Source organism: Streptococcus sp. 1055, assembly GCF_013276815.1.
Taxonomy (GTDB): domain Bacteria; phylum Bacillota; class Bacilli; order Lactobacillales; family Streptococcaceae; genus Streptococcus; species Streptococcus pseudopneumoniae.
Map to the genome: position 1 here is coordinate 1 of NZ_VMLT01000145.1, position 11,815 is coordinate 11,815.

At 38.2% G+C, this 11,815-nt stretch carries 16 protein-coding genes; 13 read left to right on the forward strand and 3 right to left on the reverse strand.

Annotated features, from left to right (window positions below; genetic code table 11):
* Positions 1-111: 111 nt before the first annotated feature.
* From HT699_RS10765 to HT699_RS10775, 3 genes are all read right to left on the reverse strand, one after another.
* Complete coding sequence (locus HT699_RS10765) at positions 112-1,278, reverse strand: site-specific integrase (protein ID WP_172922403.1); 1,167 nt, start codon at positions 1,276-1,278, stop codon at positions 112-114.
* Between the two features lie 186 nt (positions 1,279-1,464).
* A complete protein-coding gene (locus tag HT699_RS10770) occupies positions 1,465-2,469 on the reverse strand; it encodes a virulence RhuM family protein (protein ID WP_172922402.1) in 1,005 nt (334 codons plus the stop codon).
* Between the two features lie 140 nt (positions 2,470-2,609).
* Positions 2,610-3,347 (reverse strand): helix-turn-helix transcriptional regulator, encoded by a 738-nt coding sequence (locus tag HT699_RS10775; protein WP_049531948.1) that lies wholly within the window; start codon positions 3,345-3,347, stop codon positions 2,610-2,612.
* 154 nt (positions 3,348-3,501) lie between these two features.
* Here HT699_RS10775 and HT699_RS10780 point away from each other — a divergent pair, with 154 nt between their 5' ends.
* The 13 genes from HT699_RS10780 (at position 3,502) to HT699_RS10840 (ending at position 11,422) form a co-directional block, all read left to right on the forward strand.
* The gene (locus HT699_RS10780) at positions 3,502-3,699 is read left to right on the forward strand and encodes a helix-turn-helix transcriptional regulator (RefSeq protein ID WP_084889433.1); all 198 of its coding nucleotides are present in this window, start codon (positions 3,502-3,504) and stop codon (positions 3,697-3,699) included.
* A gap of 10 nt (positions 3,700-3,709) precedes the next feature.
* Entirely contained in the window at positions 3,710-4,339 is a 630-nt protein-coding gene (locus HT699_RS10785) for a Rha family transcriptional regulator (RefSeq protein ID WP_172922401.1), read from the forward strand.
* Positions 4,340-4,613: 274 nt separating this feature from the next.
* Positions 4,614-4,787, forward strand: coding sequence for a hypothetical protein (locus tag HT699_RS10790; protein ID WP_000075008.1), 174 nt, complete (start codon positions 4,614-4,616; stop codon positions 4,785-4,787).
* Positions 4,788-4,940: 153 nt separating this feature from the next.
* Positions 4,941-5,348 (forward strand): hypothetical protein, encoded by a 408-nt coding sequence (locus HT699_RS10795; protein WP_000517977.1) that lies wholly within the window; start codon positions 4,941-4,943, stop codon positions 5,346-5,348.
* 180 nt (positions 5,349-5,528) lie between these two features.
* Positions 5,529-6,038 carry a hypothetical protein gene (locus HT699_RS10800; protein ID WP_119943764.1) on the forward strand — a complete coding sequence of 170 codons (510 nt, stop codon included), beginning with the start codon at positions 5,529-5,531 and terminating at the stop codon, positions 6,036-6,038.
* 1 nt (position 6,039) lies between these two features.
* On the forward strand, positions 6,040-6,255 hold the full coding sequence (locus HT699_RS10805; protein ID WP_172934362.1) for a hypothetical protein: 216 nt from the start codon (positions 6,040-6,042) through the stop codon (positions 6,253-6,255).
* Positions 6,252-6,593, forward strand: a complete 342-nt coding sequence (locus tag HT699_RS10810) for a hypothetical protein (RefSeq protein WP_000058832.1) — start codon at positions 6,252-6,254, stop codon at positions 6,591-6,593. The genes HT699_RS10805 and HT699_RS10810 overlap by 4 nt, the downstream gene beginning before the upstream one ends.
* Entirely contained in the window at positions 6,586-6,873 is a 288-nt protein-coding gene (locus tag HT699_RS10815) for a transcriptional regulator (protein WP_084954492.1), read from the forward strand. The genes HT699_RS10810 and HT699_RS10815 overlap by 8 nt, the downstream gene beginning before the upstream one ends.
* A 26-nt stretch (positions 6,874-6,899) precedes the next feature.
* Complete coding sequence (locus HT699_RS10820; protein WP_345789799.1) at positions 6,900-7,253, forward strand: hypothetical protein; 354 nt, start codon at positions 6,900-6,902, stop codon at positions 7,251-7,253.
* Positions 7,246-8,769 carry a DNA primase family protein gene (locus HT699_RS10825; protein WP_138702602.1) on the forward strand — a complete coding sequence of 508 codons (1,524 nt, stop codon included), beginning with the start codon at positions 7,246-7,248 and terminating at the stop codon, positions 8,767-8,769. Before HT699_RS10820 ends, HT699_RS10825 begins: the two co-directional genes overlap by 8 nt.
* 331 nt (positions 8,770-9,100) lie before the next feature.
* Complete coding sequence (locus tag HT699_RS10830) at positions 9,101-9,625, forward strand: hypothetical protein (protein WP_172922462.1); 525 nt, start codon at positions 9,101-9,103, stop codon at positions 9,623-9,625.
* A 73-nt stretch (positions 9,626-9,698) separates the two neighbouring features.
* Positions 9,699-10,202, forward strand: coding sequence for a hypothetical protein (locus HT699_RS10835; protein ID WP_119941674.1), 504 nt, complete (start codon positions 9,699-9,701; stop codon positions 10,200-10,202).
* 827 nt (positions 10,203-11,029) lie between these two features.
* The gene (locus HT699_RS10840) at positions 11,030-11,422 is read left to right on the forward strand and encodes a transcriptional regulator (RefSeq protein WP_120719108.1); all 393 of its coding nucleotides are present in this window, start codon (positions 11,030-11,032) and stop codon (positions 11,420-11,422) included.
* Positions 11,423-11,815: the final 393 nt, after the last annotated feature.

The window sequence follows — 11,815 nt, forward strand, 5'->3', positions numbered from 1 at the left end:
ACTACAAAATCGGCCTTTTTCAAAATAAATCTAACAAAAATCCTATTGCTATTGGATTTTTACTTTGTCTTGAAACGTTGATTTTTGAATTTGCTCCCCTTTTTGCTCCCCCTATAGTGCTTTTAGTGCAGTTTCGTAGAATGATACTGCTTTTTTTGCGTTCTCTTTTGAGAGGTGACTATATATATCCATGGTCATTGATAAAGTGGAATGACCTAGGCGGTACTGGAGTTCCTTGTATGGTATTCCAGAGTTAAGCAAGAGACTAGCGTGAGTGTGACGGAATCCGTGAAAGCCAATGTTAGGAACGTCAGCACGCTTAAAATGTGTTTGCAATCTTCTTTTAAGTCTTGAACTGCTAGGATACTCATGAATGAAATCAGAAAATACCACGCTTTCACGTTGCCCTATCTTCCAAGCCTCTTTAGTTTGGCGTAGTTTGTACTGCTTTAGCATGCTAACAGTCGCTTGATCTATATCTATATCCCGATAACTAGCCTTAGATTTTGGGCTATTGATTTCTAAATCCCGATTTAGTGTTTTGGTGATGTGTACAACGGCACCGTCTAAGTCAATATCAGACCAGCTAAGCGCTAGAGCCTCATTGATACGGCAACCAGTAGCCAATAGGAACTTATAGAGCGTTGTCTCATAGTAGTAACGATATCTATCGCTATCTAAATTATCGAGATAACCAAGAAACTTTTTTAGTTCTTGATTTTCAAAGTGCTTTACTTTTTTCCGCTTTGCTTTCTGAGTGTTACGAGGTAAAACCACATCACGCGCAGGATTGGACGGTATAGTCTGCATGGTTACGCCATACTGTAAGATACGTTTGTTTAAAGCGTGTATCTTGTCATAATGTAGAAAAGCCCCTTTTTCCCCTCTATTAGTCTTGTCAGCAAGTTTGTTGATAATTGACTGGATAAGTGGAGTAGTGAGCTTATCGAGCTTGTAAGCCCCGAAAATGGGCAGTATATGATTATCGATTAGCTTTCTAACATTGCCTTGAGTGTTTGGCTTAACCGTATTCTTATAACTTTCTAACCAGAGATTGGCTAATTCTTGATAGTTTTTTATGGTGCTAGCCTTTTGTCTAGTAGATCCTGCTTTTTGAAAAGCTATTTTTTCTTGATTGGCTTTCTGTTTTACTTCCTTTTGTGTTCGCCCCGTTACCTTGGTTTTTACTTTCTTTCCTGTTACCTGGTCAACTCCTAGATATACATTAGCACGATAGACTTTACTACCGTCTTTTTTTATAACTTCAGTTATTTTCATGATGATAAACCTTTCTAAAATACATCAGCAGGCAAGCCATTATCAAAAAGGTTTTAGATTGTGGTTTATATCATGCTAGGGCTTCACAGATTGCCCTGTATTCGATTTTAATTAGTCAGATGGTAAATTGTACCAGAATAAGAAACAAGGCTGATATGGGCTTGTTTATAGTAAACAGGCCTGTATTTAAAGTTTTTTATCGTCAGTTAGCTGTTTTAAAGTTTTTTCAAAGTCCGAGTTTATCTTTTGAGTTTTATTGAATAGTTGGTATTCTGCTTTTGCTTTATCTTTCGCAACCTTGGAAGTGATTTTCCCATGACCTTCTAAAATATCGTATTCTTGGAAAGTCAAAAAGCGGTCAATGCTTTGGGCTAGTTGTTGCATTGTCTGAGCTTTTCGCTGTTCTATCTGTCTTTCCAGGTAATCAAAATAGCTAGATATTCCTCTTTCAAGGGAGCGGATTTCTGTTTCTGAAAGGTAATTCTTTGCTATTTGGGTATCTGCTTGCAGTATGCGACCGTTAGGGGAGTTTTTCCATGTTGTAAGTCCCATGTTGTCTTTTGTATGGTCAGCTTTCGTGTAGATAATTTCCGCAGCAGTTTGGCCAGTGATTGCATAATGAAACTTATTCTGTACATCAGCATAGAATTGCTTAGTCAACGTACTTTGTGGGTCATAGTCGATAGAGATTTCAGCAAAAATATCTGTAATCTGCAACCATATACGACGCTCACTAGCTCGGATAGAACGCACGCGCTCCAAGAGCTCACGGAAATAGTCTTTTTCCAGCAAGTTTTCGCCTTGTTTCAGACGGTTGTCATCCATGGCGAACCCTTTTATCATGTACTCACGAAGTACCGAAGTAGCCCACTGTCTAAATCTCGTAGCTTTTTGGGAATTGACACGGTAACCAACTGAAATGATGGAGTCAAGGTTATAGAAATCAACTTGGCGTACAACTTCACGACTACCCTCTATTTGAACTGTTTCCATTTTGGAAATAGTTGCTTTTTCTTCTAATTCGCCCTCTTCAAAGATATTTTTTAGGTGTTTACTAATTGCAGGAACACCGACATCAAACAAGCGAGCCATTTCTTTCTGACTAGCCCAAATTGTTTCGCCTTTGATGATGACACTAGCTGTCTCGCTATCGTTTTCAGCAGTATAGATTAAGAATTGTAATTCGTTCATGAGATCCTTTCTAAAATATTGTGAGTAGTTGACATTTGTTGACATCAACAAAATGCTCAACAATGGGGTTTTTAGTTGAAGCACGAGCGAACCACGAGAAAGCACGCGCTTCAGGATTGTTGAACATTGTGGCGCGTGGGTTAGTCTTTCTTTTCAATATCAATCATTATTTGAATATCTTCATCATTCACTTTGTAATCCTGAGTACCTTCACCAATCCACCAATTTAATGATTTTAAAAATCCATATTCTTCTTTACTAACTTTTCCATATTGATTTTCGAACCAATCGAAATAATTGGATTGAATTTTTGAAATTATTTCACGCTTAATTATTTTAAATAATTCGCCCTTATCATATGGTGCAATGTATTTTTTTAGAAAGCCTATACTATCATCATCAATATCTATGCTAACAGTAAATGAATTATAATCCAAATCATAAAAGTAAGCTGAAATATACCAGATACTAAAATTATCTCCCATTGGGGTATTCATAAAATTAACTTCTAACCCAAAATCACAACTAACTTCAATATCTATATTATCTGCTTGATGCTGATAAAAATCCAAACTCTCTATTTGAGAACTGTTAGGCTTTTCATCTAATTCAAATGATTTTAGAGAAACTTTTATATCTTTATTATCGTATATACTTTCTACTTCGTAATCATAGGGTAAAAAGTCAAAAAAATCCTTTGGTTCTATTTTTAGCGCCAAACAAATTTTATTTAATGTTATGTAATCTATTTTTGTACTGCTGTTATTAACAATTTTAGACAAGGCTGCTGGAGTTATTCCAGTTTTAACTGATAGCCATGCAGCTGTTTTTTCTTTTGTCTTCAAGATATTTGCTAAATTATTTTTTATCACAACCATCCCTCCTTAGATACATTTTACAATTATCTTCTGAAATACACAATAAAAAATTATCGCAAAGAATAATTTTTTTGTTGACAATTTATTTTTTATTGGTTATTATTATTCTATGCGATAATTATTGCATAGAATAATAACGAGAGGGGTTGACGATATGAACAATAATTTTCGTGTCATATTAGCAAAACAACGTAAAAAAGTTAGTGACGTTCACAAGGCAACAGGCATATCAAAAAGCGCACTCATATCACTATACTATGAACGCACAAAGCGCCCAGATATTGAAACCTTGCAAAAGGTAGCCGAGTATCTAGGCGTAACCATTGACGAACTACTTACAGTCGAAGATTAGGGGGTACAGCATGAACATTGTTTACATAGACGGCAAGAAAGAGCCGTACACACTAAGCAGTATCGTTGCAGAATGCACGGGATTGCAACATCACACAATAACTAAGACGATCCGCAAGCATCAAGCAAGGTTTGAACAGTTCGGAAAGGTTGGATTTAAAATCCATAAATTAGATAAGAGAGGGCAACCGAAAAAAATCTATCTTCTGAATGAGCAACAAGCGACCTTGCTGATTACTTATCTAAAGAATACTGCACCAGTTCGTAAATTCAAAATGAACCTGGTCAAAGCTTTCTTTGAAATGCGTGAGGAACTTTCTAAGTTTCGTATGCAGAGGGCGCTAGAAAAGCCAAAAAGAAAAACACTGCATGACAGCATTGAGAATTGGGAACAAGCCCCAAAGCACGCGCATAGCACCATGAACAACCTGCTACTAAAAGCAGTAACCGACAGGAACGCTAAGCAGTTAAGGGAAGAACGTGGGGGCTATAATGGCATTGATAGCTTGACCAGTGACGAGCTGGAGCAATACCAGGCTTTTGAGGATATGGTAATAGCTATGATTGGCTTGAATATGAGTTACCAAGAAATCAAGGCTATGGCATTCAGAAATAAAAATACACGCCAAAGAAGCGCGTGAGAGCAACAAAAAAAGGCTTAGCAATAACCACACCGCAGAGCCTTTAACACTAACACTAAAACGAATTTAACAAAAAGCAGGCAAGCTATTATCAAAGAGGTTTTAGTAAGATTTATACCTAGATTATAGCATAATACAGCGGTTTCCGCTAGTACATTGAAAATAAAATAAGGTACGCTGGGAAGATTTTAAATTTTTTTCGGTTTAGGGGTTGACATTATACCGTGCATAAGTATATAATAAAAAGCACGGGCAAAAGTAAAGGAGTGATATAATGAGCCCAAGAACAGGAAGACCTATAAAGGGGAATGCTAAGCGTGATAAACGATTAGAGGTTAGACTGACAGCAGACGAATATAACGAAATTCAAGAAGTTGCTGACAGTTTGAATATTTCTAAAGCTGACACGATAGTTAAAGGCATTCAACTTTTAAAGTCACAAAAATAAAAGAAGCCTGCTACGTTCTCAACCGACCAAAGCGATAACGTAACAGACTCAGCCCCCACGAATGAGGTACGTAAATATCTTATCATGCGTACTCTTATTTGTCAAACATAGAAATAGAGTGCGCTTTTTGCGTACCCAAAAATGAGGTAAAGAATGGGAAAACAAGTATTTACACAAGAAATACTAAGAAACATACAAGAAGAAAATGGAATCATCACAGTAGACTTAATACTAGACGCTTTACCAACTTGGTCAGAAAAAGCCATCAAGGGACGTTTATCAAATTGGCGTTACCGTAAAGTTATTGACTACAGGGTAGAAGATGGGGAATTTAGTGAGATTTTCCTACTAAGAAGCAAGCAGGAGATAAAAGAAGAGGTCAGTGCCGGTCAACGTTTGAAAATGGATTTATATTTTAGACAGGTTTTAGCCTTAACTGGAATCATTGAATCAAACACCAGCAAGGACAACGACAAGACCAAGGCGATTGAATTGCAACAGAAAGCAATGAGAGCAATACCAGACGACATTTACAAAGAGTTGTCAGAGATTTATGAGTAAATAACAAAACTAAGAAAAACTAAGAAAACCGAAGTGCAGGCAAGCAATTAGAAAAGGTTTTGAAAAGCATAGAGCGCCAACTCTTAAAACTGGTACTTTCTCACGCTTTCAATTTGGCGACTCTGAGCGTGAGGATATCCTGTATAAGAAACGATAATTAAAAGGTCAACGGAGGAAAATATGATAGCAGATAAATTAGAAGCTATTTCAACAAATTTAGAAGAAATACAAGAAATTCTTGTAGGAAATGGAACTGCATTAGCTAAAAGGGAAATCAGTAAAGTATTGAACGACTTAGACGATATTTATAATGAACTAACTAGCACAGAATACTATGAACAACAGGAAACACTCAAGGAACAGACGGAAAGGATGAAACAGAGAGTAGTATCTGAGGTAATAGGAGAATTAGAGTGGAGAGAATATTCATATTATAAAAATTTTTGGGGGGATATGGATCTTTTAAAATGCCTTTCTAATTTTGATGGATTTCTTTTCATAAGCACTTACCTAGCGGAAATAGCCAAAGAGAATGACTATCCTATGGATAAAAACCAAGTATTAAATTACGTCTGGGAACTTTTGGCAATTGATATTGCAAAGAAAAAACGAGATAAAAAGAACCTCTTGGACTTATGGACAAGTTCGATTGAGTACACCCGTGGAATGATGATTTATGAGGAAAACTGACATGAATGAATTAGATTTGACCAATACACAGGCGGTAATCTTCATGGTGGTACTGATTGGCTTACTGGTCTATCTAAACCACCGAGACCGCAAAAAAAGCGCCCAATTTGAGCGAGAAAACCAACAGACGATAGAAACACCTAGCGAGGATTTAAACCCTGATTATGGGCGATATATCCAGCTTGCAGGGGTAAGAGTTTACGGAGGCACTGAATGAGTCTATCAGAGAATGACAAACGAGTATTAAGACTAATCAAGGTAGGGGCTGAGAACTCCATAACAGGGGCAGAAATCAGCCTGATCACTAAGCTGGCAGAAAGAACCGTGCAAGATATTATCAGCCGTCTAATCACGCGCCATAGCGTTCCTATTGTTGGGGTTCGCCATGGGACATTTAGAGGATATTTTATCCCAGCTAACAAAGAGGAGCTACTGGACGGAGCAAAGGCATTCTATAACCAAGTACAGGAAGAACAGAAACGCCTAACTGTCCTTTTAAATGCTGATTTAGAGAGTTACAAAGAAACCTTGAAGGAGGTGGGCGGATATGTTTAGCCTAAGCCGAGAAAGCGAGCAAGACCTAGCGCATGGCATTCTGGAGGTAGTGGAAAGATACCTGGAAGCGCGTGATACAGTCAAACCACGACTGACAGGTTTAATCTCAGCCCAGGAAGTTATGGACGAGTTAGATATAAAATATATGACACTCCAAAAATGGGAAAAAGCAGGGCTAAAGCGATACCAGCCCCCACTAGAAGATACTAGGAAAATCTATTATAGAATTTCTGACTTGATGAAGTTTCTGGGGGTGGAGCATGGCAATTTACGAGGCTAAAGGCTTTCCACTACAAAGGTTTGTATGTGGCAGTTAAAGACGAAAACGAGGAAGCAGAGGGCTGGGAACTGACCAGAGATTTAGAGATAGGTTTGGCCAGTCCTGACTTGCTGATGATTCTGAAAGATTTAGAGGTAAACAAATTGACCGAGCAACGGCAGGGGCTTGGCATGGAGTTGAAAGGCTGGATTTTCGACTTGATTTGTAACGGCATTTATACCAGGTACGAGACTTCTCTATTTGTCCGCTTGCTATTTGTGAATGGCTACAGTTTTAGTCAGCTGGTGGACTTGTTTTCTACAATCGTCAAGCGTAAAGACCTAGCAAGCTATTTCCTAGAAGTAGCGACAAAATTCTATAAGGAGGTGGCTTTTGAATAGTGACGACATTGTAAATAAAATCATTGAAGAGAATCAGCAACGTGAACCCATTAAGGCAATAGAAGAATCAGAAAGCTATCTGACAACCTTTAAAGGGGTACAAGGCTTTTTATTCAACGTATGTAAGAATCTTGGGGAAGATAGACCATCTAAATCTTTGGGGGTTGCTGACTTTCTTAGAAAGTATATCCGATTTGTGAGAATCAGACCAGAAGCGCAGGGACAGAAAGCGCCCTTGTATTTCTATCATCCTGATAAGGGGATTTGGTTAGAAGATAACGAGTTACTTCAAGATTTAATCTCAACCATTCAACCTGATACGACAGAAAAACAAGCCTTTGATACGATTTACAAAATCGCTAGACGTAGCCCGTTGAAGTCTATCCAAAATGATTATACGGTTATCGGAAACCAGCTATATAACGCTAGTAAGGAAACATTTGAACCTTTAACACCTAGCATTATTGTAACTAGAAAAATCCGTACAAGGTACGACCCAGAAGCCTATGAGCCTACTATACACGGTTGGAAGCCCAGCAAGTGGCTTGCTGAATTATTTGACAATGATCAAGAATTATATAACCTAGCTATCCAGATTATTAAAGCAAGTGTCACAGGTAGAACCCTAAAAAATATCTTTTGGCTTTATGGCGAGGGTGGGACTGGTAAAGGAACTTTTCAGCAGTTACTTATTAATCTAGTAGGCATGGAGAACGTTGCAAGTCTCAAGATGACTGAGTTCGATAAAAGCCGTTTTTCTACCTCCATTCTGTTAGGTAAGAGTCTGGTTATTGGGGACGACGTACAAAAGGATGCAGTTATTAAAGATACGTCAAATATGTTTAGCCTTGCGACTGGGGACATTATGACTATAGAGGACAAAGGGAAGCGCCCCTATAGTTTACGCTTGAATATGACTATTATCCAGTCATCCAACGGCTTACCAAGAATGAACGGGGACAGGTCAGCGATTGACAGGCGGTTTAAGATTCTACCATTTACCAAGGTCTTTAAAGGGAAACCAAACAAGGCAATTAAAGACGACTACATCAACAGGAAAGAAGTATTAGAGTATCTCACACGCCTAGCCCTTGAAACACCGACAAAGGACATCACACCAGAGAAATCAAAGGAGATTTTGCAAGAATACCATGAGGATAACAACCCAGTTATCGCTTTTGTATCTTCATTCTTTACTGATGAACTATCAAGTGAGTTTTTGCCTAATAGTTTTGTTTTCCATAACTGGAAAGGATTTACGGAATATTATGGGGTGAAACTACACAAGACAGAAATGGGGTTGCATCGAGAGATAAAAAGTAATCTACCAAGTTGGATAACCACAGGCCAGAAAGTAATACCATCAGGGAGACAACTTCATTCTGGTTTCTATCCGCATGAAGATACAGCGCCTTACGCACATCCATATTTTAACGGTAGGGAAAAGCCAGAGCAACGGAGAAAAGCTAGAAATGAACGGGGATACTTTAATGGTAAAGCAAAAAAGAAGCAATAACTTTATACACTTTATACACTTGATAAAAAAGTGTTATACTTGCAACCCTTAGAGCGCCAAGGACTTTATACACTTATACACTTTATACGGCAGGTTTTTTCTTTTACAGTATTAAGCACTATAATTCCTGTAAATTATATAAACTAGTGTATAAAGTGTATAAAGCGTATAAAACAGGGCTTAAACCCTTGATATGACAGGCTTTTAATTTTATACACTTCAAAAATAAAGTGTATAAAACTTTTTCTAAGTGTATAAAAAACATAGATAAAAATGGCAAAAACAAGGTATTTTACATAATTTACCTTAAAACAGAAAGAGGAAAAACAACATGACACTAAAAACATTTTCAGACAAAGCCAAAACATTTACTTTCACTTACGAATTTAAAGATCTAGATACTGCTCTGGTAGCAGGTCACGCGCTACTGGGATATATGACTGGGACTTATGAAGTACCATCTATTTCAATAACTCACAAGGATAAAGGGACGCTTGTAGCTGAGTATGTGGAGGATAAGAAACTAAACAAGACCTTCAAGCGTATTTGTGACAGTTTTAAAGACTACTACAACCAACCAGTGGACGATGAAGCATTTGAAGAACGTTATAAACGGGAGCGCGTGCTTCAACTCAAAGAGTCAGAGGATTTTGAGAGTTTGCTGGAAAAGATCACAGACTACGAGCTGGAACTATTAGACTATGCTGATCGCTTGCTTTCTGATAAGCCTATCCCTATGGACTCTATGACCGCTTTTGGTACGTTGGAAAAGCTGGGCGATGAAAGTATTAGCCTACTCCAAAAGTTGGACGTAGAGGGCGAATATAAAGGACTTGCTGGTTATTCAGGTCAATAAGCACAGGAAGGGGAGCAATCCCCTTTTTGTTAACAAGTCAATAGTTTTGGGTTTTTCCATATAGGGGGAAATAATGAAGCAGTTAGCAATAGAAACAATCACTAAACCAATGAAGCTGAGAGGAATAACTAAGGGTATAGCCGAGTTGGACGGTCAACGTTTAGAGATTGATTTGGATAGTTTAATGATTGATTTTGGTGGAGAGTCATTTGAATTAGACAGAATAGCAGGAACTAAGGGAGGTAATCGATATTTCTTTCTTTGCCCTGATTGTGGGAGACGGTGCAGGTTGCTTTATAAACGATATTTATATTTTAGTTGCGGTACTTGTCTAGATATCCACAAGAGCACCCTGAACCGTAGTAAAACGGATTGCCAATACTACTGGGAGCTTGCACTAAAAGAAGCCAGAAAGGTAGAACCAGGGTGGAGTCCTAGACGTGGTGGATATATGTTTGATGGTTTCCCCGAAAGACCCAAGTATATGAAACGTGACAGGTATCATAAGCACTATAAGAAGTTTTTGAAGTATACTAAAAAAGGGGATAGATTTTGGCTGAATGGTTCGAGATTGTAGGACAATATGAAGTAGTGTGTAATTTACCAAACGAACAAATACTACATATTAGACGGTTTAAATGTTAAAAAAGCTAGATATATCAAGGATTTAAGTAAGTAGAGCGTTCCAAAAAGGGTGCGGTAAGCGTTCCAAAAAAGGGTGAGATAAGGGTGAGGTTACATATAAAAAGTACAAGGTTAGTACAAGGTTGTGTATTTAAAAATATTAAAAATAGGCTAAGATTAGGCTAAGGCCACATACTTCAAAATACTAAGGTTTTACAAAGGTACAGGGATTTTTTTCTAGTGATAGAACCCCAAGGATACCACAAGGTATGGCTACTTTTTTAGAGCCATAGAACGGTAAGATTTTGGTAAGGTACAGGAGTTTTCCAATGGTGAGGTTTTGGTGAGGTAGTGGCAAAAAAAATGCTTTAAAAATAAGGGGCTAATAAGCCGTTGAACTCCGAGCGAACGCCGAGAAAGTGGCTATATCCCCCTATCATTTATCAAGCAGATAAGAGCAATAATAACCCTCCTTAACTCCCTGAGAAACGACAAGCAGATAAGTGAAGTTTTTAGCCCTCTTATTTCGGATCTACTCCTTGCAGAATGACAAGGAAATAAGAGAGATAAAAACATCCTTTAATTGCTTATCAAACCATAAGGAGATACGGGGGCTATCTCCCTCCCCACGCGCTTCTATGAGCTTCACACCGTCATTGTACATTTTTTCTCACGGGAAATCATTTGAATCTAGAGCGAACATAGAGAAAACGAAAAAAAGCCAAGGCGCTCCGCCTCAGCTATAATCTCAATATTATTATATCACAAAGGAGCGAACTAATGGAGCTGGATAAGTTTAAAACGATGATGAACGTCAGAGAGAGGATGACATACTTTCTGAGATTCCAGAGGATGGCAGGGAGTGAAAACCAAGTTAGTATCGATGAAGAGGCTTGGAAACTTGTCTTACCTGATCAGTGGAATTTGAGTGGTGAACATGAAAAAGCAATCCGTGAGGGGTTGGAGATATTCGCCCACGACATCAACAGCATAGAGAACAAACGAGCCAGAAAATACTTTATTATCCATTATTGCTATATGAGAAAGAAAACAATGAGTGAATGCGTAGAGATGGCAGGTACTAGCTCCACTAGCTACCACCGATACAAACAGATAGCCGTCTTAAACTTTGCGAGAATCCACCAGAACGGAGAGCTAGAAGCATATAAGTAGGCAAATGTAGGCTGAGGCTTCATATTCGCCCCCTATTTCGCTTGATTTCGTACTGGACAACAAAACACCACGGATAAACTACAAGCCCTCAGAAACGAATCTGGGGGCTTTTGTGAGGTCATAATCTTATAAACCACGCGCTTCATGGTATAATATACCTATCAGCAGCCAGCAATAAAAAAAGCACGTTTGACCGTGCTAGTTTCTTGCCTGCTGAACTCGTCAAATCTTAGCCCTTTTGTGGGGCTTTTTTGCTCCCCTTTTTGCGTACTTTGGGGGAGCAAGTAATAAAAAGTAATGTTAGTATTTTTTGTTCAAAAGCGCGTGACATAAGGGTTAGGAAGCCCTAAGGAAACATAAAATAAGAAGTTTTTTATTATACTACAAAATCGG

Coding starts and splice junctions, on each gene's coding strand:
- HT699_RS10765 (WP_172922403.1), bottom strand. CDS start 1,278: ATGAAAATAACTGAAGTTATAAAAAAAGACGGTAGTAAAGTCTATCGT.
- HT699_RS10770 (WP_172922402.1), bottom strand. CDS start 2,469: ATGAACGAATTACAATTCTTAATCTATACTGCTGAAAACGATAGCGAG.
- HT699_RS10775 (WP_049531948.1), bottom strand. CDS start 3,347: ATGGTTGTGATAAAAAATAATTTAGCAAATATCTTGAAGACAAAAGAA.
- HT699_RS10780 (WP_084889433.1), top strand. CDS start 3,502: ATGAACAATAATTTTCGTGTCATATTAGCAAAACAACGTAAAAAAGTT.
- HT699_RS10785 (WP_172922401.1), top strand. CDS start 3,710: ATGAACATTGTTTACATAGACGGCAAGAAAGAGCCGTACACACTAAGC.
- HT699_RS10790 (WP_000075008.1), top strand. CDS start 4,614: ATGAGCCCAAGAACAGGAAGACCTATAAAGGGGAATGCTAAGCGTGAT.
- HT699_RS10795 (WP_000517977.1), top strand. CDS start 4,941: ATGGGAAAACAAGTATTTACACAAGAAATACTAAGAAACATACAAGAA.
- HT699_RS10800 (WP_119943764.1), top strand. CDS start 5,529: ATGATAGCAGATAAATTAGAAGCTATTTCAACAAATTTAGAAGAAATA.
- HT699_RS10805 (WP_172934362.1), top strand. CDS start 6,040: ATGAATGAATTAGATTTGACCAATACACAGGCGGTAATCTTCATGGTG.
- HT699_RS10810 (WP_000058832.1), top strand. CDS start 6,252: ATGAGTCTATCAGAGAATGACAAACGAGTATTAAGACTAATCAAGGTA.
- HT699_RS10815 (WP_084954492.1), top strand. CDS start 6,586: ATGTTTAGCCTAAGCCGAGAAAGCGAGCAAGACCTAGCGCATGGCATT.
- HT699_RS10830 (WP_172922462.1), top strand. CDS start 9,101: ATGACACTAAAAACATTTTCAGACAAAGCCAAAACATTTACTTTCACT.
- HT699_RS10835 (WP_119941674.1), top strand. CDS start 9,699: ATGAAGCAGTTAGCAATAGAAACAATCACTAAACCAATGAAGCTGAGA.
- HT699_RS10840 (WP_120719108.1), top strand. CDS start 11,030: ATGGAGCTGGATAAGTTTAAAACGATGATGAACGTCAGAGAGAGGATG.